Annotated in this window: 18 protein-coding genes and 1 riboswitch; of the genes, 13 read left to right on the top strand and 5 right to left on the bottom strand. The window is 73.1% G+C overall.

Annotated features, from left to right (window positions below):
• The first annotated feature begins 25 nt into the window (after positions 1-25).
• Together ACQEVC_RS31090 and ACQEVC_RS31095 are read left to right on the top strand one after the other, a co-directional pair.
• Positions 26-1,171, top strand: a complete 1,146-nt coding sequence (locus tag ACQEVC_RS31090; protein WP_432884616.1) for a sensor histidine kinase — start codon at positions 26-28, stop codon at positions 1,169-1,171.
• Complete coding sequence (locus ACQEVC_RS31095) at positions 1,168-1,830, top strand: response regulator (RefSeq protein WP_432884618.1); 663 nt, start codon at positions 1,168-1,170, stop codon at positions 1,828-1,830. The genes ACQEVC_RS31090 and ACQEVC_RS31095 overlap by 4 nt, the downstream gene beginning before the upstream one ends.
• 156 nt (positions 1,831-1,986) lie before the next feature.
• On the opposite strand, the gene ACQEVC_RS31100 is transcribed toward ACQEVC_RS31095, so the two are convergent.
• Positions 1,987-2,409, bottom strand: coding sequence for a DUF6223 family protein (locus ACQEVC_RS31100; RefSeq protein ID WP_432884621.1), 423 nt, complete (start codon positions 2,407-2,409; stop codon positions 1,987-1,989).
• Between the two features lie 384 nt (positions 2,410-2,793).
• Here ACQEVC_RS31100 and ACQEVC_RS31105 point away from each other — a divergent pair, with 384 nt between their 5' ends.
• From ACQEVC_RS31105 to ACQEVC_RS31115, 3 genes are all read left to right on the top strand, one after another.
• The gene (locus ACQEVC_RS31105) at positions 2,794-3,384 is read left to right on the top strand and encodes a hypothetical protein (protein WP_432884624.1); all 591 of its coding nucleotides are present in this window, start codon (positions 2,794-2,796) and stop codon (positions 3,382-3,384) included.
• A gap of 398 nt (positions 3,385-3,782) precedes the next feature.
• A complete protein-coding gene (locus ACQEVC_RS31110) occupies positions 3,783-4,124 on the top strand; it encodes a hypothetical protein (RefSeq protein ID WP_432884626.1) in 342 nt (113 codons plus the stop codon).
• Positions 4,125-4,337: 213 nt separating this feature from the next.
• Entirely contained in the window at positions 4,338-4,703 is a 366-nt protein-coding gene (locus ACQEVC_RS31115) for a hypothetical protein (RefSeq protein WP_432884629.1), read from the top strand.
• Positions 4,704-4,853: 150 nt separating this feature from the next.
• Here ACQEVC_RS31115 and ACQEVC_RS31120 read toward each other — a convergent pair whose 3' ends face one another.
• Both ACQEVC_RS31120 and def read right to left on the bottom strand, forming a co-directional pair.
• The gene (locus tag ACQEVC_RS31120) at positions 4,854-5,633 is read right to left on the bottom strand and encodes an endonuclease/exonuclease/phosphatase family protein (protein WP_432884632.1); all 780 of its coding nucleotides are present in this window, start codon (positions 5,631-5,633) and stop codon (positions 4,854-4,856) included.
• Positions 5,634-5,763: 130 nt separating this feature from the next.
• Entirely contained in the window at positions 5,764-6,267 is a 504-nt protein-coding gene (def, locus tag ACQEVC_RS31125) for a peptide deformylase (protein WP_432884634.1), read from the bottom strand.
• Positions 6,268-6,510: 243 nt separating this feature from the next.
• Between def and ACQEVC_RS31130 the strand changes: the two genes are divergently transcribed.
• Both ACQEVC_RS31130 and ACQEVC_RS31135 read left to right on the top strand, forming a co-directional pair.
• Entirely contained in the window at positions 6,511-9,360 is a 2,850-nt protein-coding gene (locus ACQEVC_RS31130) for a DEAD/DEAH box helicase (protein WP_432884637.1), read from the top strand.
• 60 nt (positions 9,361-9,420) lie between these two features.
• On the top strand, positions 9,421-10,665 hold the full coding sequence (locus ACQEVC_RS31135; RefSeq protein WP_432884640.1) for an SWIM zinc finger family protein: 1,245 nt from the start codon (positions 9,421-9,423) through the stop codon (positions 10,663-10,665).
• Between the two features lie 191 nt (positions 10,666-10,856).
• On the opposite strand, the gene ACQEVC_RS31140 is transcribed toward ACQEVC_RS31135, so the two are convergent.
• Entirely contained in the window at positions 10,857-12,071 is a 1,215-nt protein-coding gene (locus ACQEVC_RS31140) for a chorismate-binding protein (RefSeq protein WP_432884643.1), read from the bottom strand.
• Positions 12,072-12,194: 123 nt separating this feature from the next.
• Here ACQEVC_RS31140 and ACQEVC_RS31145 point away from each other — a divergent pair, with 123 nt between their 5' ends.
• Complete coding sequence (locus tag ACQEVC_RS31145) at positions 12,195-12,395, top strand: DUF5999 family protein (RefSeq protein WP_101365960.1); 201 nt, start codon at positions 12,195-12,197, stop codon at positions 12,393-12,395.
• A 54-nt stretch (positions 12,396-12,449) separates the two neighbouring features.
• Here ACQEVC_RS31145 and gcvP read toward each other — a convergent pair whose 3' ends face one another.
• Positions 12,450-15,317 carry an aminomethyl-transferring glycine dehydrogenase gene (gcvP, locus tag ACQEVC_RS31150; RefSeq protein ID WP_432884646.1) on the bottom strand — a complete coding sequence of 956 codons (2,868 nt, stop codon included), beginning with the start codon at positions 15,315-15,317 and terminating at the stop codon, positions 12,450-12,452.
• Between the two features lie 79 nt (positions 15,318-15,396).
• A riboswitch (glycine riboswitch) is annotated at positions 15,397-15,493 on the bottom strand.
• Between the two features lie 328 nt (positions 15,494-15,821).
• Between gcvP and ACQEVC_RS31155 the strand changes: the two genes are divergently transcribed.
• Genes ACQEVC_RS31155 through ACQEVC_RS31175 form a run of 5 tightly spaced genes read left to right on the top strand, consistent with a single transcriptional unit; the run spans position 15,822 to position 21,649 of the window.
• Positions 15,822-17,495, top strand: a complete 1,674-nt coding sequence (locus ACQEVC_RS31155; protein ID WP_432884649.1) for an ABC transporter substrate-binding protein — start codon at positions 15,822-15,824, stop codon at positions 17,493-17,495.
• Positions 17,496-17,503: 8 nt separating this feature from the next.
• Positions 17,504-18,487, top strand: coding sequence for an ABC transporter permease (locus ACQEVC_RS31160; protein WP_318397089.1), 984 nt, complete (start codon positions 17,504-17,506; stop codon positions 18,485-18,487).
• Complete coding sequence (locus tag ACQEVC_RS31165) at positions 18,487-19,410, top strand: ABC transporter permease (RefSeq protein ID WP_432884652.1); 924 nt, start codon at positions 18,487-18,489, stop codon at positions 19,408-19,410. The genes ACQEVC_RS31160 and ACQEVC_RS31165 overlap by 1 nt, the downstream gene beginning before the upstream one ends.
• Positions 19,407-20,678, top strand: coding sequence for an ABC transporter ATP-binding protein (locus ACQEVC_RS31170; RefSeq protein ID WP_432884655.1), 1,272 nt, complete (start codon positions 19,407-19,409; stop codon positions 20,676-20,678). Before ACQEVC_RS31165 ends, ACQEVC_RS31170 begins: the two co-directional genes overlap by 4 nt.
• Complete coding sequence (locus tag ACQEVC_RS31175; RefSeq protein WP_432884657.1) at positions 20,675-21,649, top strand: ABC transporter ATP-binding protein; 975 nt, start codon at positions 20,675-20,677, stop codon at positions 21,647-21,649. Before ACQEVC_RS31170 ends, ACQEVC_RS31175 begins: the two co-directional genes overlap by 4 nt.
• Positions 21,650-21,661: the final 12 nt, after the last annotated feature.

Here is a 21,661-nt window from a genome sequence, read left to right on the forward strand (position 1 = left end):
GTCGTGCAGGGTTAGGCTTCGGCGCATGCCGAGGTGGCGATGGCACGGCCGGGCGGCGGACGTGGCCCTGCCGCTGGTGGTCGCCCTGGTCGGTGTCGTCGGCCTGGCGGTGCAGTCGGCCGGCGTCGACGCCGCCGTCGACTGGGTGGCGCTGCTGGCGGTGCTGGCCTCCTCCGGTGCGTTGTACGTCCGCCGCCGCTTTCCGGTGCCGGTGGCCGTGGTGGCGCTGTTCGCGGTCGGTCTGTACGGGGAGTTGCTGCAGCGGCCTGGTCCGATCATGTTGGTGTTCGTCGTGGCGCTCTACACCGTCGTCGACGAGGGGCATCTCGCGGTTGCGATCGGGCTCGGTCTCGCCTCGGTGGTTGCTTTCGCCGTGGCGGACAGTTACCACCGGCCGGCCGGCGGTGGTAACGGGGCGACGTTGCTGCACGCCGGTTGGCTGGTCGCGGTCATCGTCGGGGTGACCCGTAACCGTCGGGCCTATGTCGCGGAGGCGCGGGCCCGGGTGCTCGCCGCCGAGCAGGGCAAGGAGGAGGAGGCCCGGCGTCGGGCCACCGAGGAGCGGTTGCGTATCGCCCGGGAGTTGCACGACGTGCTGGGCCACCACCTGTCGCTGATCAACGTGCAGGCCAGTGCGGCGTTGCACCGTCCGGATCCCGCCCGGTCCACCGAGGCGCTCACTGCGATCAAGCAGACGAGCAAGGAGATGTTGGGTGAGTTGCGTACGACGTTGGGCGTTCTGCGGCAGGAGGGCGGGGCGCCGTCCGTGCCCGGTCTGGACCGTCTCGGCGATCTGGTGGTGACGGCCGGGCGGTCCGGGTTGGCGGTCCGTACCGAGCTGGCCGCGGTCCGGTCGCTGCCGCCGGAGGTCGATCTGGCGGCGTACCGGATCGTGCAGGAGGCGCTCACCAACGTGACCCGGCACGCGGGCGCGACCGCTGCGGTGGTGCGGGTGCGGTCCGACCGCGACGGGGTGCTGGTGGAGGTGCAGGACGACGGCACCGGTGGGCCGGGGGTGCCCGGTAACGGGATTCTGGGCATGGGTGAGCGGGCTAGGGCGCTGGGCGGGTCGCTGACCGCCGGCCCTGGGCCGGACGGCGGCTTCCGGGTGTGCGCCCGGCTGCCGTTGCGGCCCGGCCCGGTGCCGGCGGGCCCGGGAGCTGCGGCATGATCCGGTTGCTGCTCGCCGACGACCAGACCCTGGTACGCGCCGGGTTCCGGTCCATCCTGGACGGCGAGGACGGTTTCGAGGTGGTCGGTGAGGCCGCCGACGGTGCCGAGGCGGTGCGGCTCGCCTGGCAGTTGCGGCCGGATGTCGCGCTGATGGATATCCGGATGCCCGGGCTGGACGGGCTGGCGGCGACCCGGGAGATCGTCGCGAGTTCCGATGTCCGGGTGATCATCCTGACCACGTTCGATCTGGACGACTACGTCTACGGCGCGTTGCGGGCCGGTGCGAGCGGTTTTCTGGTGAAGGACACCGAGCCGGCGGAGCTGATCCACGGGGTGCGGGTGGTGGCCCGGGGTGACGCGCTGATCGCGCCGTCGATCACCCGTCGGCTGATCTCCGAGTTCGCCGCCCGGGTCAGGCATCCGGATCCAGGGCCGCGGCTGCGTGCGCTGACCGAGCGGGAGCGGGAGGTGATGGTGCTGGTCGCCGCCGGCCTGTCCAATGACGAGATCGCGGCGCGGCTGGTGGTGAGCCCGGCGACCGCGAAGACGCACGTCAGCCGGATCATGACCAAGACCCAGGTCCGGGACCGGGCCCAGTTGGTGATCCTCGCGTACGAGTCCGGGCTGAGTATCCCCGGCTGGCTCGCCCGCTCCTGACCGCAGCCTCGGGGACGCCGCCGGCGGTCCGCAGCCGCCGCCGAGCGGGCCTGTTCCGGCCAGATGGGCTCTGCTCCGCCGGGACACGGGTGGCTGGGGTTGGGCCGGCGCACGGCACTGACCCGGCACGGTGGCCGGGTCAGTGGGTCTCGCGAGTCAGCCGGTGCGGCGGGAGCGGGTCAGCGCCAGCCCGCCGAGGGCCATGCTGACCAGTCCGAGTGCCACGGCGACGACGGCCCCGCCGAGCCCGTTGCCGGTGCCGATGCTTCCGTCGGAGGTGGCCGCCACCACCCCGCCGATGACCACCCCGACCAGTCCGAGTGCCAGGGCGACCGTGGCTCCGCGACGCCCGGAGCCGGTGCCGATGCGTCCGGCGGCGCGGGCCCGGGCGAGCCCGCCGACGACGACGCCGGCCAGCCCCAGCAGTCCGGCCAGGAGGGACCCGATCCGGCCGGAGCTCATGGTGTAGACGGTGGCGGCGGCGGGCTGGCCGGCGACGTGCGCGGCCGCCGGTGCGGCGAGCCAGAGCCCTCCGAGCAGGGCGGCTGTGGCGGCGGCAAGCAGGTGACGGACGGACATCGGGGATTTCCTTCCCTCGCACGACGGGTACCTGCCGGCAGCGTATGTACCGGCGTGGTCCCGGGTCGTCATGCCGGGGTTGCCGGTGGGCGTACCACCCGGGTCGTACGTGCGTCCGGCGTCGTGCCGCCGGGGCGGTATCCACCGGCTTCCGGGGTGGTCCGGGTCGGCTCGGGAGACGGCCCACCCGTGGTTTCCGGACCAGAAGCAACTCCAGCGCTGGTCAAGGGCAGGATGGAGTCCCGAGTTCCGGACGTTACGTTCGCCCGGGGGCGTGACCAGGCTGGAGTTGCTTTCGCCGAAACGACGGCGAGGCCGGGAGGGGTCCCGGCGTGGAGGTGGTACACCAGCAGGGTCGACAAGCACACATGAGAGGGGCGTCGGATGCTCGGGCGACTGGGAGTGGTGAGCCTCGCGGTGTCGGTGCTGGCCGGGCTGGTGGCCCTCGCCGGCTGCTCCGAAGGTCCATCCGGGCCGGGCGGTGCGGGGTCGCCGACGGGCTCGCCGAGCTCGGCGCCCGATCCGGCGGTGCTCGACTGGGTCGGCAAAGCCTGCACCGCCCACGATTCGCTGCTGAACCTGCCGAGAACCTCGCTGACCATCGACAGCGCCTTCTCGGAGAGGGAGCGACCCGAGCTGGTCCGGCACCTCGCCGCGCTGCGCGACAGGTTCCAGGCGGCGCGGACCACGCTCGACGGACTGCGGCCGGCGCCGGTCCCCGGCGGTGACGACCTGATCGCCGTCGAACTGGCGCCGCTCGACAAGTCCCTCGCTGAGCTCAACGAGTTTGTGGAGAACGCCAGGGTGTTCCCGTCCGACGGCATGGAGGCGGTGTTCGCCCTGGCGCAGGTCGAGGCCGTCACGTTCGAGCGGGACACGGCCGGGGTACGCCGGGTGCTCGACACGAACCCCGTGCTGGCCGCCGCGTACCGGCAGAACGACGAGTGCCTGGTTCCCGAGCCGACGTCCTCCTGACCGGTTCCTCAGCCGGAGGGATCTCCTGCGGCCCGGGTCGTCCGTCCGGCGGCCCGGCTGGACCTGGCGCCAGTGGTGCCGCACCGACCATCAGAAAAAACCTCGACGAGGCACCAATATCAGCGGTATTGGACCTGGTAGGCACACCCGCATGTACCGCTCGTGCATTCATGGCAAGGTGAGCGCCCGTGGGCGAGACGCGGTTACCGGAAAACGGTGGCTGAGCCGGACGGGCCCGGGCTTTTACGAGCGGTCGGGTTTCGCGGGCGCCTATATCCTCAGTTCGTCACCGTTCCATCGTTGTCATGATGAGGAGACTGGCTATGCCGGATCCACAGCAGGATGCTGGCCCACCCACCCGAGTCGCTACCTCGCGCCCGAGCCCCCCGTGGCCGGTCGTGGTCGCCGGACTGCTGGGCTTGACCGCGACGGCAGTGTGGTTGGTGGGCACCTACTTCTTCTGGTACTACGAACCCGCCATGCCTGCTGCGGGGAGCCTGGTCTTCGGCATAGCGATCGTCCTGGCGTGCCGGGGTGGCCGCGTGGCCCGCATCGTGGCCACCATCGCCGGCGTACTCGAGAGCGTCATGTATGGCCCGGGCGGTCTGGTTGCCGCGGCGCTTTGCCTGGTAAGTCTTGTCCTGCTGTACGTGCCGCGAAGCAATGTCTACTTCCGCCGCCGCGATGAGGTGCCCCGGGTTGGTTGGCGACTCCCGCCCGGGCAGGCAGGGCGATCCTGAGGCTACGCGAGGCAAGGTAGCCGGGTGGCAGAGGAGTGTGCCGCCCGCGACGTGGTGACGCCGACACGCCACCCGGTGGCGACGCTCGTCGAAGCCGCTGTCGCATCGGCCGGGGCTTGGCGATTCCGTCTTGATCCTGTATGGGTGTAGGTCGGCAGCCGCTTCGGCACCTGGGTACAGAGGTCGGCCGGACATGCCCTGGAGGATCAATAGATGGAACCGCTGGCGACCTTTACGGGCCGGACGCCTGGCTTCCGCAGCGCCAGGATATCGGTGTACCCAGACCGGATCGAGTGGGTAAGGCCAGGCCGGAACTGGATAGCGAACGTCCTGCTGACGCTCTTGGCGCTGTATACGGTCGGCCTGTCACTACTGTTCCCCTCCGCCTGGCCCAGGTGGTGGAATCGGAGCCGCCAGATGCTGCCTGTTCAGGATGTGCGAGCAGTTGCCAGCCGAGATTCCGGACGACGCCACACCGCCGTGTTCGTATCGCTCGACGGGCAGACGGTTTTCTTCCGCCTGCCCGTGGACGACGCTTTGAGGTTCAGGCAGTTGATTCAGGAGTTGTCCCATCCGTAGTTGCCGGACCAAGAACAACATCAAGGATCAGCGGTGTCGACGACGGTTGGGGTCGTCGTTCTCGACGGTGATCCCGGCGGCGCTGTCCTCGCCAAGCTCGTAGAGCATCCGCCGCAGACGGGTCTACCGGATGGCCGGCCCGGTCGGGAGTCAGGCGAGGTCGACGACGAGCGGCCGGTGGTCGGAGATGGTGGCGATCGGGGCGTCGACGGCGGTGACCGCGGGCAGCGGGTGCCCGTCGCGCGGGTCGGCGAGGATGTGGTCGAGTTGGACCCGCGGTTGCCTGGCCGGGTAGGTGGGGCGGCGGGCCAGCGAGCGCCAGCCGGAGGCGAGGGTGGCGAGTCCGGCCGGCAGGTTGAGGTCGCCGAGCAGGATCCGGGGCGGGGGCAGGGTACGCAGGGCGCGGACGACCTGGCGCAGTTGCCGGATGTTCCAGCCGGGTACGAAGGAGAGGTGGGTGGCGGCGGCGGTGATCGGCCCGTACGGGGTGTCGAGGATGGCGGTGAGGACGACTCGGGGTTCGTCGCGGAGCAGGATGATGCGGCCGCGTGGGCCGGGGTCGATCACCGGGGAGCGTACGGGTATCGGGGCGAGGCGGGTGACCTGCCAGGAGCGGACCGGGTAGCGGCTGATCAGCCCGATGCCGTAGAGGGGTTCGCCGTGGCCGTCGTCGTCGTGGGTCAGTGGCCGGAGCCGTTCGCCGGGGGTGCCGACGATGGCGGCGGCGAACCGGTGTTCGGGGGCGTTCATCGCGCTCGCGGCGATGGCGGTGAGGTCGAGGTGGTTGCTGCGGGACTGGTCCCGGTCGACCTCCTGGAGGGCCAGGATGTCGGCGTCGAGGGTGGCGACCGCGGTGGCGAGCCGGGTCTCGTCGACGAGGCCGTCGTGTGGGGATCGGCCATGCAGCACGTTGAAGGTTGCCAGGCGCACCTGCACACCTTACGGCGGGATGTGCGACAGTTTCGGCGTGATCTTCAAAGCGCTGTGTTGTTCCGCGCTGGTGTTCGTGGCGCTGGGGGCGGCCGGCATCTGGTTGCGGCGGCGGCGGGACCGCTGACGGTCACCGGTCGGGGGTGGCGAACCGTCCGGCGCGGATTTCCCGGAGGGCGCGGCGTCGGGTGTCGCCGCGCAGGGTGTCGACGTAGAGGCGGCCGGCGAGGTGGTCGGTTTCGTGCTGGAGGGCACGGGCGAGGAAACCGCTGCCGGCGATGGTGACGGGTTCGCCGTACTGGTCGAAGCCGTGTGCGGTGGCGTGCATGGCGCGCGGGGTCGGGAAGTAGAGGCCGGGGACGGAGAGGCAGCCCTCGTCGTCGTCCTGCGTTTCGGCGGAGAGTTCGAGGGTGGGGTTGACCAGGTGGCCGCGGTGCCCGTCGGCGTCGTAGACGAAGACCTGGGCGCTGATGCCGATCTGCGGTGCGGCGACTCCGGCTCGGCCGGGTGCGCCGAGGAGGGTGTCCATCAGGTCGGTGACCAGGTCGCGTAGTTCGGCGTCGAAGCTGGTGACCGGTTCGGACGGGGTGCGGAGCACGGGGTCTCCGATGATCCGGATGGGCCGCATCGTCATGACCGGAACCCTATCGGTTCGTTACCCGCCCGGCCGCCCCGGCGCGCTCGGCGACGGCGTGGCCGGCCGGTCCGGGGGTGCGGGCGGACACGACCCGAAGGGTTTCCCGTACGTCATACGGTATAATGGCCGGGCCGGTGAGCGGGAGGCGCCCCGCCGGGCGGTGGTTCCGGGTCGGGGCGGCTGGCGGACGAGGGGGTAGGACCGGAGATGCGGCCGAACGCGACGTCGGAATCCGGGAGCGTGTCCCGGACCCGACGGTCCCGGGACACGCGTCTCGCCGGCCCGGACGACCGGTGGCCGGCGGGCTGCGCGGTGGTGTTCGAGCCGGCCGATCCGCCCCGCACCGGTGTGCTGGCGTTCTGGCGGCCGGACGGCGCTCCGCTGCCGGACGACGGCCCGGGCCGGGGCGGTGAGCTGACGGTCGCCGTGCCGGACACCGCCGGAGTGCGGGCCCGGGTGGTGCCGGCGCGCCGGCTGCCGGTCGGCGACGCCCTGCCGCTGCTGCTGGCCGACCCTGCCCCGGCCGATCCAGCCCTGGCGTACTGGGCGGCGGCGACCGTGCTGGCCCTGCACCTGGTGGCCCGGCGCCGGATCCTGCCGACGGTGTCACCGGCCGGTTTCGACGCCTGGACGGTCGGGGCGCTGGACGCGGCCGACGCGGGCCGGATCCGGGAACTCGCGGCGGCGATGCCCGCCCGGGCCCGGGCGAATCCGGCCCCGGCGGACGGGGCGACACCGGACGGCCCGATCCTGCCGGACGCGGCCGGCCTGCTGCGCGGGTTCCTCGACGCGGTCGCCGACACCCTGCCCCGGTCCCCCGCCGCCCGGCATGCCGCCGGCACCGACGCGTTCGCCGCGACGGCGCCGCAGCCGGTACCCCGGCTGCGCGGCTGGGCGGAGGAGGTCCGCGCCGGTCTCGACTCCGGGGTACGCGTCGCGGTGCGACTGGAGCCGATCGACGGCGACTTCACCCGGCCCGGACTGCGGGCGGTGGTGCAGGTGCACAGCCTCGTCGACCCGGCGCTGGTGGTCGACGCCGCCGCGCTGTGGCAGGGCGACGTCGCCGGGTTCGGGCCCCGGGCCCGGCTCGACACCACGCTGGCGATCCGCCGCGCCGCCGGAGTCTGGCCGCCGCTGCGGCACCTGCTCGACACCGCCGTCCCGGACGAACTCCTGCTCACCGACGAGGAGGTCACCGAACTGGTCGACGCCGCCGGTCGGCTCGGCGCGGTCGGGGTGGCGGTGCACTGGCCCCGGGAGCTGACCGCCGGGCTGACCTCCCGGGCGGTGCTCGGCGCCGCCGACGAGCCGCCGTCGGACCTGGCCGCCCTCTTCGGCGGTGACGGGCTGCTCCAGGTCGACTGGCAGCTCGCCCTCGGCGGGCGGCCACTGACCGCCGACGAGCTGGACCTGCTCGCCGAGGCGCACCGGCCGGTGGTCCGGCTGCGCGACCAGTGGGTACTCGTCGACCCGGAGCTGGCCGCCCGGGCCCGCAAGCCGGGGCTGCCGCCGGTCGGCGCGATCGAGGCGCTCGGCGCCGCGCTGACCGGGACGGTCGACGTCGACGGGCGGCCGGTGGAGGTCGACGCCACCGGCTGGCTGGACGGGCTGCGGCGCCGGATCGCCGACCCGGAGCCGGCCGCCGGGGCCGACCCGGCGCGGGTCGGGGTGCCGGCCGGGCTGACCGGCACGCTCCGGGACTACCAGTTACGCGGGCTGCGCTGGCTGGCCCGGATGACGGAGCTGGGGCTGGGCGGCTGCCTCGCCGACGACATGGGGCTCGGCAAGACGGTCACGCTGATCGCGCTGCACCTGCACCGGCAGGCGGATCCGGCGACCGCCGGCCCGACCCTGGTGGTCTGCCCCGCCTCGCTGCTGGGCAACTGGGAACGCGAGATCGGCCGGTTCGCCCCCGGCACCCCGGTACGCCGTTTCCACGGCGGCCGGCGCAGCCTGGACGCGCTGACCGACGGGTTCCTGCTCACCACGTACGGGACGATGCGCTCCGACGTCGACCGGCTCGCCGCCGTACGGTGGGGCCTGGTCGTCGCCGACGAGGCGCAGCACGTGAAGAACCGCGCCTCGGGTACCGCCCGGGCGCTGCGCCGGGTCCCGGCCGCCGCCCGGGTCGCCCTCACCGGCACCCCGGTGGAGAACAACCTGACCGAGCTGTGGGCGATCCTGGACTGGACCACCCCCGGGCTGCTCGGCCCGCTGCCCCGGTTCCGGGCCAGGTGGGCGGCGCCGATCGAGTCCGGTCGGGATCCGGCGGCGGCGGGACGGCTGGCCCGGCTGATCGCGCCGTTCCTGCTGCGCCGCCGCAAGTCGGATCCGGGGATCGCGCCGGAGCTACCGCCGAAGACCGTGACCGACCATCCGGTCGGGTTGACCGGCGAGCAGGCCGGCCTCTACGAGGCGGTGGTCCGCGAGACGTTGGCGCGGATCCGGGACAGCACCGGGATGGCGCGCCGGGGCCTGGTGCTGGAGCTGCTGACCTCGTTGAAGCAGGTCTGCAACCATCCGGCGCAGTACCTGCGGGAGGCACGGCCCCGGCTGGCCGGCCGCTCCGGCAAGCTGGAACTGCTCGACGAACTGGTCGACACGATCCTCGCCGAGCACGGCGCGGTGCTGGTCTTCACCCAGTACGTCGCGATGGCCCGGCTGATCGAGCGGCACCTCGCCGACCGGGGCGTACCGGCCCAACTGCTGCACGGCGGCACCCCGGTGGCCCGCCGCGACGAGCAGGTACGCCGGTTCCAGGCCGGTGAGGTGCCGGTCTTCCTGCTGTCGCTGCGGGCGGCCGGGACGGGGTTGAACCTGACCCGGGCCGACCACGTGGTGCACTACGACCGGTGGTGGAACCCGGCCGTCGAGGAGCAGGCCACCGACCGGGCGTACCGGATCGGGCAGACCCGGCCGGTGCAGGTGCACCGGCTGGTCACCGAGGGGACGGTCGAGGACCGGATCGCCGCCCTGCTCGCCGTCAAGCGGGACCTCGCCGACGCGGTGCTCACCGGTGGCGAGGCCGCGTTGACCGAACTCTCCGACGCCGAACTGGCGTCCCTGGTCGAGTTGCGCGGGCCGGCATGACGGGATCGTCGACCGGGCGCGGTACGCCGGCTTCGGGCCGGCCGTGGAAGGTGGGGGCCGATGAGCGGCGACGACCGGGTCCGGGGCTTTCCGGCGTTCCCGCCGGGGCGGCGTGCCCGGACCAGCCGCTCCTGGTGGGGGGACGCCTGGATCCGCGCCCTGGAGGACACCTCGCTGGATCAGACCCTGCTGCGCCGGGGGCGGCGGTCGGCGTCGGCCGGGCACGTCGGCTCGATCACCGTCAGCCCGGGCCGGATCGCGGCGGAGGTGCACGACGGGGTGCGGGACCTGCCGTACCGGACCCGGGTCTTCGTGGAGCCGATGACCGACGCGCAGTGGTCCCGGTTCTCCGACCAGGTGGCGGCGAAGGCCGGGCACATCGCCGCGCTGCTGGACGGGGAGATGCCGCGCGACCTGGCGTCGTCGGCCGACGACGCCGGGATCGCCCTGCTGCCCGGGCTCGGCGACCTGCAGCCGGAGTGCGACTGCCCGGAGTGGGCCGCGGCGGCGTGCCGGCACGCCGCCGCGCTCTGCTACCAGGTGGCCTGGCTGCTCGACGCCGACCCGTTCCTGCTGCTGCTGATCCGGGGCCGGGGCGCCCGGGAGGTTCTCGCCGAGCTGCGCCGCCGGGCCCACCGGCCGGCCGCGGCGCCGCCGTCGGCGGCGCCGGCCGGTCGACCCGGCGCCGGGGTGCCGGCCGCGCGGGCGTACGCCCGGCCGGATCCGCCGCTGCCCGCCCCGCCGCCACCGCCGGAGTCCGGGGTGCCCGGGCCGGCGCTGCCGGACGCGCCGGGGATCGCGGCGGAGGTGCTGCGCGGGCTGGTCGACAACGCCGCCGTCCGGGCCGCCGCGCTGCTTCGGGTCGCCCCGGACGGCGACGGCCCGCCGCCGGCGCTGCCGGAGCGGGTGGACGCGGTCCGGCTCGCCGTCGGGGCCGGCGGTCCGGTGCTGGCCCGGCTGCGGCGGGCCGGCGGCCGTACCGCCCGGGAGTTCAGCCGGGCGGTACGGGCCTGGGAGTACGGCGGCCACGCCGGCCTTTCGGTGCTGGACGAGCCGTGGACCCCGCCGCCGGTACGGGTGGCCCGGGCCCGGGCCGACCTGACCGCAGGCTGGGCCGGTGACGACCCGCCGGAGCCGCAGGTGTGGCGCAACCGGTGGACGTTTCCCCGGCACCGGGCCCAGTTGCGGTACGGCCGCGACGGCCGCTGGTACCCGTACCGGGAGCGGGCCGACGGCGACTGGTGGCCGGCCGGGGTACCCCGCGACGACCCGGCCGACGCGCTGGCCGACCTGCTCGGCGACTGACCGACCCGCCGGTCGCCCGGGATCGGCCGGACGGGGACGCCGCCGGCTCCGGCGAGCCGGACGACGACGCCTCCGGCGAGGCAGGACGGGGACGCCGCCGGTGCTGACGACCTCGGACGGCGGCGGTCGGCGGAGCCGACGCGGGACGGGGGCCTCGCCGGCCCCGTCGTGGGCGCCCGTGCCGGGGGTGGTCAGCGGGGCCGGTGGTGGCCGGCCAGGATGGCCCGGACCGGGCCGGACTTGGCGGCCGCCTCGGCGACCTCGGCCGCCGGGTCGCTGCCCCAGGTGATGCCGCCGCCGGCCCAGACGTGCACCCGGTCGGCGTCGACCGCGACGGTCCGGATGGTCAGCCCCAGGTCGATCCGGTCCGGGCCGATCCAGCCCAGCCCGCCCATGCTGGCGCCCCGGCCCACCGGTTCGAGGGCGGCGATCTGGGCCAGCGCGGCGAGCTTGGGCGCGCCGGTGACCGACCCGCCGGGGCAGACCGCGCGGAGCAGGTCGGCCAGGCCCCGCCCGTCGGCGAGGGTGGCCGAGACGGTCGACTCGGCCTGCCACAGGTCGGACCAGCGCCGGATGGCGTAGAGCTGGTCGACCCGGACGGTGCCGGTGCGGGCGATCCGGGCCAGGTCGTTGCGCTCCAGGTCGACGATCATGACGTGCTCGGCGCGTTCCTTGGCGGACTCCAGCAGCTCCCGCCGCCCGGGGCCGGTCGCCGGCCGGGTGCCCTTGATCGGCCGGGTGTGTACCGTACCGTCGGTCACCTCGACCAGGGTTTCCGGTGAGGCGCAGCCGATCGCCCAGCCGGCGCCGGTGAGCACGCCGCCGTACCGGGCGCCGGGCAGCCGGGCCAGCCGGTGCAGCGCCGGCAGCGGGTCTCCGGTGTACCGGGCGTAGCCGTGTCCGACGACGTTGACCTGGTAGATGTCGCCGGCCGCGATGGCTTCCCGGGCCTGCCGTACCGCGTCGGCGTGCCGCTGCGGCGTCCAGCTCTCGGTCCACGGGCCGAGCTGCCAGTCGTCGGCCCGGTGCCGCCGGAGCGGACCGCCGGCCGGGACGGTGCCGTGCCGGTAGACCACCGCGACCAGGTCGGGGACGGCGGGTGCCGGGCTGGCCGGGCCGGTCGCCGCGCCGACCATCCGGGCTCCGGCGGCGGCGGAGACGAAGACGGCGGCGCCGCAGACCGTGCCGGCCGGGCCGTCCGGCGGATGGACGCCGGGGCGGGCCAGGTCGCGGACCGGGAGGCCGTGTCCGGCGAGGAACTCCTCCAGCAGCGTGGCGGGGTCGTCCGGGCCGTCGGCCCGGCATTGAAGCCGGTCGTGCTCCACGAGCCGGGGTACGCAGCCCGCCGGCGCTCCGGGCGGGGCGAATGGGAGCGCTTCCACGACGTACGGGTGGATCTGCCTCATCCGAAAAGTGGATTTCCTCGGTCAGAGACGGATACCCGCTCGTCATCACTGGGCGTAGGGGGGTACCGTCCGTCACTGGTCATGTGAACCATGCCACAGCGCCCCCATAGTCCGGAGAACCCGATGTGCCAGCACGAACCGACCTGCCCCTCCGCTGAAGCAACCGACCGGGAAGCGGCCCGGGTCCTCGCCTGCTTCCGTGAGCAGGGGTGGAGCCTGCTCTGCAATGGCGTCATCCTCTTCGAGGACACCGGCGAACTGCTGCCCGACGGCAGCACCATAGCGCCGCACCGTGGTCCGGCCCGGCACGCCCTGGTCGGCTGATTCATCACTTAAAGTGATCGACCGGCGCCGGATTCGCCGGCCGATCACCCGTTGTCAGTTCTCGAACGCGTCCGGCGGCGGGCAGGCGCAGACCAGATTGCGGTCTCCGTAGGCGCCGTCGATCCGGCGTACCGGCGGCCAGTACTTCGCCCGCCGGTCGACCCCGCCCGGATAGCCGGCCACCGACCGCGGGTACGGGTGCGGCCACTCGTCGCCGGTCACCATCGCCGCGGTGTGCGGCGCGTTGGCGAGCGGGTTGTCCCCCTTCGGCCAGTCCCCCGCACCGACCTTGTCGATCTCCGCCCGGATCGCGATCATCGCGTCGCAGAACCGGTCGAGTTCGGCCAGGTCCTCGCTCTCGGTCGGCTCCACCATCAGGGTGCCGGCGACCGGGAACGACATCGTCGGGGCGTGGAAGCCGTAGTCGATCAGCCGCTTCGCCACGTCGTCCACGCTGACCCCGGTCGCCCTGGTCAGCGGCCGCAGGTCGAGGATGCACTCGTGCGCGACCAGGCCCTTGTTGCCGGCGTAGAGCACCGGGTAGTGGGCGCGCAGCCGGGCCGCGACGTAGTTGGCGGCCAGTACCGCCACCCCGGTCGCCCGGCGCAGCCCGTCCGGCCCCATCAGCCGCAGGTACGCCCACGGGATCGGCAGGATCCCGGCCGAGCCGTACCGGGCCGCCGAGACCGCCGGCCGGGCCGCCCCGGCGGAGCCGAGCGGGTCGCCGGGCAGGTACGCCGCCAGGTGTGCCCGGACCGCCACCGGACCGACCCCGGGACCGCCGCCGCCGTGCGGGATGCAGAACGTCTTGTGCAGGTTCAGGTGCGACACGTCGGCGCCGAACCGGCCCGGCTTGGCGTACCCGAGCAGGGCGTTGAGGTTGGCGCCGTCGACGTACACCTGGCCGCCGGCGTCGTGCACCTTCGCGCAGAGCGCGGCGATGCCGCCCTCGTACACCCCGTGGGTGGAGGGGTAGGTGACCATGATCGCGGCGAGGGTGTCCCGGTGCGCCTCGATCTTGCGGTCCAGGTCGGCCAGGTCGACGTCGCCGTCGGGGTCGCAGCCGACGACCACCACCCGCATCCCGGCCATCACCGCGCTGGCCGCGTTGGTGCCGTGCGCCGAGGACGGGATCAGGCAGACGTCCCGGTGCGCCTCGCCCCGGTCGCGGTGGTAGGCGCGGATCGCCAGCAGTCCGGCGAGTTCGCCCTGCGAGCCGGCGTTCGGCTGGACGCTGACCGCGTCGTAGCCGGTCACCTCGGCGAGCCAGCCCTCCAGGGCGGCGACCAGGTCGCGGTAGCCGGCGGTCTGCTCGTCCGGGGCGAACGGGTGCACGTCGGCGAACTCCGGCCAGCTCACCGGCTCCATCTCGGTGGTGGCGTTCAGCTTCATGGTGCAGGAGCCGAGCGGGATCATGCCCCGGTCCAGCGCGTAGTCGAGGTCGGCGAGCCGGCGCAGGTAGCGGAGCATCGCCGTCTCGGAGTGGTGCGACCGGAAGACCGGGTGGGTCAGGTAGTCGCTGGTGCGGGCGAGGCCGGCCGGCAACGCGGACGCCGGCTGCCCGGTGGCCGGGGCCACGGTCTGGCCGGTGACGGCACCGAAGGCGTCCCGGACGGTCGCCAGGTGCGCCTCGGTGGTGGTCTCGTCGCAGGCGATCCCGACCTGGTCGGCGTCGACCAGCCGCAGGTTGACCCCGCGCCGCGCGGCCTCGGCGACCACCTCGGCGGCCCGGCCCGGGAACCGGGCCAGCACGGTGTCGAAGAACGCCTCGTGCACCACCTCGACGGCGTCGAGGGTGCGCAGCCCGGCGGCGAGGGTGGCGGCCCGCCGGTGGGTCCGTTCGGCGATCGCCCGCAGTCCGGCCGGGCCGTGGTAGACGGCGTACATGCTGGCCATCACGGCGAGCAGCACCTGTGCGGTGCAGATGTTGCTGGTCGCCTTCTCCCGGCGGATGTGCTGTTCCCGGGTCTGCAACGCCAGCCGGTAGGCGGGGTCGCCGGCCGCGTCCCGGGAGACCCCGACCAGCCGGCCGGGCAGCATCCGCTCCAGGCCGGCCCGGACCGCCAGGTAGCCGGCGTGCGGGCCGCCGAAGCCCATCGGTACGCCGAACCGCTGGGTGGTGCCGGCGGCGATGTCGGCGCCGATCTCGCCGGGTGCGCGGAGCAGGGTCAGCGCGAGCAGGTCGGCGGCGACCGTCACCAGTGCCCCGGCGCCGTGCGCGGCCTCGACCAGCCCGGTGTGGTCGCGGACCGCGCCGGAGGCGCCCGGGTACTGCAGGTGCAGGCCGAAGAACTCCGCCGGCAGCGGCTCGGTGGAAAGGTCGAGCACGCGCACCTCGATGCCGAGCGGCTCGGCCCGGGTGGCCAGTACGGCGAGGGTCTGCGGCAGGGTGTCGGCGTCGACGACGTACACCTGGCTCTTGTTCTTGCCGGCGCGGCGGGCGAGGGTCATCGCCTCGGCCGCGGCGGTGCCCTCGTCGAGCATGGAGGCGTTCGCGGTGGCCAGCCCGGTCAGGTCGGTGACCATGGTCTGGAAGTTCAGCAGCGCCTCCAGCCGGCCCTGGCTGATCTCCGGCTGGTACGGCGTGTACGCGGTGTACCAGGCCGGGTTCTCCAGCACGTTGCGGCGGATCACCGCCGGGGTGTGGGTGCCGGAGTAGCCGAGGCCGATCATGGAGACGGCGACGGTGTTCCGGGCGGCCAGCGCGCGCAGTTCGGCGGCGACCTCCTCCTCGGTGGCGGCCGGCGGCAGGTCGAGGTTGCCGGTCCAGCGGATCACCTCGGGGATCGCGGCGTCCATCAGGTCGTCGATCGAGTGGTAGCCGACGGTCTCCAGCATCCGGCGTTCGGCGTCGGCGTCGGGGCCGATGTGCCGGTCGGCGAACTGCCCGCCGTCACGGGTGGGGTACTGCGCTGTGGTCATGGGGACACTCCCGGGCGAGGTCGACGCTGCAACCTCCCCCTCTGTCACGCTCCGCGACGTCGCGGGCGCTCCACAGTCGCCTGCCCGCGGGCTCCTTTTGCCTGAGAGGTTCCGGGGAGGATTTGCCCCTTCGGCGCCGCCCCACGCTGCCGGGCGGTCTCTCGCTCGCGAGTGTTGTCGGCGTTGGCAACGGTACCAGTGACCGGATTTCCTCCTGGTTTCGGCCGTTCCCCGTTGATCGCCGTCAGCGCCGGCCGACCTGGCGGAGCGGTCGCCGCTCTTCCGGCCCGCCGGCATCGGCAGAACCGGTTAAGTGGCGTCGCACCGGCCACCGTTCCGGCCCGCTTTCAGGTCTCGCCGTGCGTGCCCGGCCCGGCGCTCCGGTACCCGATGGAATCGCTTTCCATCTATTGACTCTGAACCGGTTCGGTGTTGTCATCGATCTCACCTGCCCCGGACGCCAGGTGGCAACCCGTCCGAAATCCCTCGACCCGGGAGGCAACGATGCGCCCCATCCTCGCCCGCCGGCTGCTCGCCGCGCTGGCCACGGCGACGCTGGCCGTCGGTGTGACCGCCGGTTGCGGCGACGACGGCGACCGGTCCACCGGCGCCGAGGGCAAGATCATCAATGTCTTCTCCGGGGCGAACGCCGGGTTCGTGCCCAACTTCAACCCGTTCTCCCAGAACAGTGTCGCCGGCACGATGAGCGTGCTTTACGAGTCGCTGCTCTACTTCAACGCCGCCCGCGCCGACGACGTGCAACCACAGCTCGCCACCGGCTACGAGTTCGCCGACGACGGCCGGCGGCTGAACTTCACCATCCGGGAGGGGGTGACCTGGAGCGACGGGAAGCCGTTCTCGGCCGAGGACGTCGCGTTCACCTTCAACCTGATCCGGGACAACCCGAAGCTCAACCAGAACGGCCTGCCGATCGTCGAGGCGGTCGCCGCCGACCCCACGCACGTCTCGGTCACGTTCAGCCAGGGCGTCTACACCCGGCTCAACCTGATCGCCGGCCGGACCTGGATCGTGCCCAAGCACCTCTGGTCGAGCATCGCCGACCCGTCCGCCTTCACCAACGAGAAGCCGGTCGGCACCGGCGCGTTCACGCTGGCCTCGTTCAGCCAGCAGAACTACGTCTTCGAGCGCAACCCCAGCTACTGGGAGGCCGGCAAGCCGAAGATCAAGGGGATGCGGTTCCACCAGTTCGCCAGCGCGGACAGCGCGATCGCGGCGCTCGCCGCCGGGCAGCTCGACTGGGCCGGGTCGTTCATCGCCGACATCGAGAAGCAGTACGTGAGCAAGGACCCGGAGCACAACAAGTACCTCAACGAGTCGCAGCTCTACCTGACCAACCTGATCCCGAACCTGGACCGGGCACCGTTCGACAGCGCCGCGGTGCGCAAGGCGGTCAGCCTGGCCCTGGACCGCGACCAGATCATCCGGCTGGCCTTCTCCGGGTACGGCAAGGAGGCCAGCCCGGCCCAGCTGCCCCGGCCGCTCTGGGACGACTACATCAAACCGGAGTACAAGGACCGCAAGCTGGAGTTCGACCCGGCCCGGGCCGAGCAGACCCTCCAGCAGGACGGCTGGGCCAAGGGCGCCGACGGGGTCTACGCCAAGGCCGGCCGGCGACTCTCCTTCACCGTCAAGGTGGTGCAGGGCTACAACGACTACATCTCCGCGCTCCAGATCATGACCCAGTCGCTGAAGTCGGTCGGGATCGAGATGAAGACCCAGGAGGTGTCGTTCACCGCCTTCTCCACCGACCAGCAGACCGGCGACTTCGACGTGATCATCACCAATCTCTACAGCGAGGGCACCGCGTACTCCTGGTACAGCCGGGCGTTCTCCAGCAAGCGGACCGCCCCGCTGGGCCAGCAGGCCGGCTCCAACTACGGCCGGTTCCGCAACGCGGCGGTCGACGCCGCCCTGCTGGTGATGGAGACCACCCCGCCGGACCAGCGGGACGCGATCAGGGAACAACTGTTCAAGATCCAGGATGTGATCGTCGAGGAGCTGCCGTACATCCCGATCCAGCAGTCCGCCTCGCTGATCGAGTACCGCACCGAGAACCTCGGCAACTTCCCCACCGAGCAGAACCACTACGCGCTGACCACCCCGTACAACGGGCCGGACATGGGGATCGTGGCCAAGAACCTCACCCCGGCCGGCTGAGCCGCCCGATGCGGTACCTGCGGCGCAAGGCGCTGTTCTATCTGGTCGCGGTCTGGGCGGCGGTCACCCTCAACTTCCTCATCCCCCGGCTGATCAAGGGCAACCCGGTCGACGCCGTACTGGCCAAGACCCAGAACATGACCCCGATGTCGCCGGAGGCCCGCCGCGCCCTGGAGTTGCAGTTCGGGGTCTCCGACGACCCGCTGTGGCAGCAGTACCTCGGCTATCTCGGCAACCTGCTGCGCGGCGAGTTCGGCCTCTCCGTCGCCTACTACCCGACCCCGGTGTCCAAGGTGCTCAGCCAGAGCCTGCCGTGGACGGTGGTGATGGTCGGCATCGCCACCGTGCTCAGCGTGCTGCTCGGGATCACCCTCGGCACCCTCGCCGGCTGGCGCCGCGGCACCTGGCTGGACGCGCTGGTGCCGACCACCACCTTCCTGGCCGCCATCCCGTACTTCTGGCTCGCCCTGGTGCTGCTCTACCTGCTCGGCGGGGTCCTCGGCTGGTTTCCGCTGAACAGCGGCTACAGCTACGAGACCACCATCGGGTTCAACTGGCCGTTCCTGCGCAGCGCGATCTACCACGGCATCCTGCCGGCAGCCTCGATCGTGCTCGCCTCGGTCGCCGGCTGGCTGCTCGGGATGCGCAACATGATGGTCTCCACGATGGCCGAGGACTACGTGCTGACCGCCGAGGCGAAGGGGCTGCGTCCGCGCCGGATCATGATCCAGTACGCGGCACGCAACGCCGTACTGCCCAGCGTCGCCGGGTTCGCCATCACCCTCGGCTTCGTGGTCAGCGGCTCCATCGCCACCGAGATCGTCTTCTCCTATCCCGGCGTCGGGATGAGCCTGGTCGCCGCGGTCGCCAACGCCGACTATCCACTGCTGCAGGGCATCTTCCTGGTCATCTCGCTGGCCGTGCTCGGCGCCAACTTCGTCGTCGACCTGCTCTATGCGGTGATCGACCCCCGTACCCGGCAGGCCGGCTGATGGCGACCATCGAGACCCAGCGCGACGTGACCGGCGACGTCGTCCCCGGGGTGGTGGTGCCGACCCGGCGACCCCGCTGGCGCGGGCTGCTGCGCTCCCGCAAACTCGCCGCCGGGCTGGCCATCGTCGGCTTCTTCGCCCTAGTCGCCCTGGTCGGCCCGCTGCTGGTCGACGACCCGAACCTGGTCAGCGACGACCGGCTGCTCGCCCCCTCCGCCGAACACCTGCTCGGCACCACCACCACCGGCCAGGACGTGTTCCGGCAACTCGTCGTCGCCACCCGCGGCTCGATGCTGGTCGGCCTGGTCGTCGGGCTGCTCGCCACCGTCGTCTCGGTGCTGGTCGGCGTCCTCGGCGGCTACGCCGGCGGGCACGCCGACGAGAGCCTCTCGCTGGTCAGCAACGTCTTCCTGGTGCTGCCCGGCCTGCCGCTGGTGGTCCTGATCACCGACTACGTGCAGACCCGGGGCGCCCTCGCGATCGCCCTGATCGTCTCGATCACCGCGTGGGCCGGCTCCGCCCGGGTACTGCGGGCCCAAACCCTGTCGCTGCGCTCCCGCGACTACGTCGACGCCGCCCGGGTCAGCGGCGAACCCGGCTGGCGGATCGTCACCTTCGAGATCCTGCCCAACCTGCTGCCGCTGATCGCCGCCCAGTTCGTCTTCGCGGTCATCGGCGGCATCCTCACCGAGGCCGCGCTGGCCTTCCTCGGCCTCGGCGGCGCCGGCTCGTGGGGCACGATGCTCTACTTCGCGCAGAACTCGCAGGCGCTGTCCCAGGGCGCCTGGTGGTGGTTCGTGCCGCCCGGGCTCTGCATCGCACTGGTCGGCGCCGGACTCGCACTGATCAACTTCAGTCTCGACGAACTGATCAACCCGAGGCTGCGGGTCACCCGCCGCCCCCGACGGACCGGACCGGCATGACCCTCGACACCACAGACCCACCGGCGGTCACCGGCACCGACGTGGTGCTCTCGGTCCGCGACCTGAGCGTCGTCTACGACGGCGCCGACCCGGTCCGGGCGGTCCGCGACGTCAGCTTCGACCTGGCCCGCGGCGAGGTGCTCGGCATCGCCGGCGAGAGTGGTTGCGGCAAGTCCACCCTCGCGTACGCGATCACCCGGCTGCTCAAGCCACCCGGCCGACTCGCCGCAGGCAGGGTCGTCTTCCACCCCGCCGACGGCCCGCCGGTCGACCTGTCGACGCTGCACGGCGAGGCGCTGCGCCGGTTCCGCTGGAACCGGGTCGCGATGGTGTTCCAGGGGGCGATGAACGCCCTCAACCCGGTGCTGTCGGTACGCCGGCAACTCGCCGACGTCTTCACCGCGCACCGCCCCGAACTGCGCCGCGCCGACCGGGAACAGCGCTGCCGGGAACTGCTCGACCTGGTCGGGATCGGCCCGGAACGGCTCTCGGCGTATCCGCACGAACTCTCCGGCGGGATGCGTCAGCGGGTGCTGATCGCGATGGCGATGGCGTTGCGCCCGGACGTGGTGGTGATGGACGAGCCGACCACCGCGCTGGACGTGGTGGTGCAGCGCGACATCCTGGAGGAGATCGACCGGCTACGGGCCCGGTTCGGTTTCGCGGTCGTCTTCATCACCCACGACCTCTCCCTGCTGCTGGAGATCAGCGACCGGCTCGCCGTCATGTACGGCGGCCGGATCGTCGAGTACGGCCCCGCCGCCGACCTGCACGCCGCGCCGGCCCACCCGTACACGGTCGGGCTGCTGCGCTCCTTCCCGAGCCTGCGGGGCGACCGGGCGGTACTGCACGGCATCCCCGGCAGCCCGCCCGACCTGTCCCGCCCGGTCGCCGGCTGCGCGTTCACCGCCCGCTGCCCGTACGTCTTCGACGCCTGCCACCGCACCGACCCGCCGCTGAAGGTCGCCGGCACCACCCGGGCCGCCTGCCTGCACTACGACCCGGTACTGCGCCCGGGCGGCCCACCGGCGGCGCTGCGGGCCGGCCGGTTCGACCCCACCGCCCCGGCGCCGGAGCCCGGGCCGCCACCCCACCCCGACGTACGCCCCGCCGACCCGACGCCGCCGGAGGACCCGGGCGGTGCACCGCCGGTCGAGAAGCGCGCGGCGCCGCGGCCGGTCGAGAACGGCGGGACGCCGGGGCCGGTCGAGAAGGGCGGGACGCCGGGGACCGGACCGGAGCCGTCGACCGGAGGGGGCGGCCGGTGACCACGCTGACGGTCAGCCACCTGAGCAAGCACTTCCCGCTGCGGGACGGGCGGCACCGCCGCACCCTGCGGGCGGTCGACGACGTCTCCTTCGAACTGCGCTCCGGGCAGACGGTGGCGCTGGTCGGCGAGAGCGGCAGCGGCAAGTCGACGATCGCCCGGATGCTGGTCCGGCTGACCCGGCCGACCGCCGGGGAGATCCGCCTCGACGGCACCCCGCTGACCGCCGACCGCCGGGCGGTCCGCCGCTACCGCCGGGACGTGCAGATGGTGTTCCAGGACCCGTTCGGGTCGCTGAACCCGGCACACACCGTCGGATACCACCTGGACCGGCCGCTGCGACTGCACGGGGTCGCCCGGTCCGGCGGCGACGTCCGGGCGGCCGTGCGCGACCTGCTCACCCGGGTCAACCTCACCCCCGCCGACCAGGTCGCCCGCCGGCTGCCGCACGAACTGTCCGGCGGGCAGCGGCAGCGGGTCGCGATCGCCCGTGCCCTGGCGCCCCGGCCCCGGATCCTGCTCGCCGACGAGCCGGTGTCGATGCTCGACGTGTCGATCCGGCTGGAGATCCTCAACCTGATCGACCGACTCAAGCGGGAGGAGGAACTGGCCGTCCTGTACGTCACCCACGACCTCGCCACCGCCCGCTACTTCGCCTCGTCGATCATGGTGTTGTACCGGGGGCAGGTGGTGGAGTCCGGCCCCAGCGACGAGGTGATCCTCCGGCCGGCGCACCCGTACACCCAGCTACTGGCGTCGGCGGCACCCGACCCGGGCCGCCCGCGTACCGCCGCACCGGGCGGGATGCGGGCGCTGCGCGGCGGGCAGCAGACCACCACCGACCGCGGCGGCTGCCTGTTCCGGGACCGCTGCCCGGCCGCGATGGAGGTCTGCCGCACCGAGGTGCCGGAGTTCCCGGTCGCCGCCGGGCACATGGCCCGGTGCTGGCTGCGCCGGCCCGACGCGGGTTAGGGCCGGACGGTC

The sequence above is a fragment of the Plantactinospora sp. CA-294935 genome (assembly GCF_050936445.1).
Lineage (GTDB): Bacteria > Actinomycetota > Actinomycetes > Mycobacteriales > Micromonosporaceae > Plantactinospora.

What these genes read in the sequence shown, in the direction of transcription:
- ACQEVC_RS31090 (WP_432884616.1), top strand. Translation starts at nt 26, where the DNA reads ATGCCGAGGTGGCGATGGCACGGCCGGGCGGCGGACGTGGCCCTGCCG.
- ACQEVC_RS31095 (WP_432884618.1), top strand. Translation starts at nt 1,168, where the DNA reads ATGATCCGGTTGCTGCTCGCCGACGACCAGACCCTGGTACGCGCCGGG.
- ACQEVC_RS31100 (WP_432884621.1), bottom strand. Translation starts at nt 2,409, where the DNA reads ATGTCCGTCCGTCACCTGCTTGCCGCCGCCACAGCCGCCCTGCTCGGA.
- ACQEVC_RS31105 (WP_432884624.1), top strand. Translation starts at nt 2,794, where the DNA reads ATGCTCGGGCGACTGGGAGTGGTGAGCCTCGCGGTGTCGGTGCTGGCC.
- ACQEVC_RS31115 (WP_432884629.1), top strand. Translation starts at nt 4,338, where the DNA reads ATGGAACCGCTGGCGACCTTTACGGGCCGGACGCCTGGCTTCCGCAGC.
- def (WP_432884634.1), bottom strand. Translation starts at nt 6,267, where the DNA reads ATGACGATGCGGCCCATCCGGATCATCGGAGACCCCGTGCTCCGCACC.
- ACQEVC_RS31135 (WP_432884640.1), top strand. Translation starts at nt 9,421, where the DNA reads ATGAGCGGCGACGACCGGGTCCGGGGCTTTCCGGCGTTCCCGCCGGGG.
- ACQEVC_RS31140 (WP_432884643.1), bottom strand. Translation starts at nt 12,071, where the DNA reads ATGAGGCAGATCCACCCGTACGTCGTGGAAGCGCTCCCATTCGCCCCG.
- ACQEVC_RS31145 (WP_101365960.1), top strand. Translation starts at nt 12,195, where the DNA reads ATGTGCCAGCACGAACCGACCTGCCCCTCCGCTGAAGCAACCGACCGG.
- gcvP (WP_432884646.1), bottom strand. Translation starts at nt 15,317, where the DNA reads ATGACCACAGCGCAGTACCCCACCCGTGACGGCGGGCAGTTCGCCGAC.
- ACQEVC_RS31155 (WP_432884649.1), top strand. Translation starts at nt 15,822, where the DNA reads ATGCGCCCCATCCTCGCCCGCCGGCTGCTCGCCGCGCTGGCCACGGCG.
- ACQEVC_RS31160 (WP_318397089.1), top strand. Translation starts at nt 17,504, where the DNA reads ATGCGGTACCTGCGGCGCAAGGCGCTGTTCTATCTGGTCGCGGTCTGG.
- ACQEVC_RS31165 (WP_432884652.1), top strand. Translation starts at nt 18,487, where the DNA reads ATGGCGACCATCGAGACCCAGCGCGACGTGACCGGCGACGTCGTCCCC.
- ACQEVC_RS31170 (WP_432884655.1), top strand. Translation starts at nt 19,407, where the DNA reads ATGACCCTCGACACCACAGACCCACCGGCGGTCACCGGCACCGACGTG.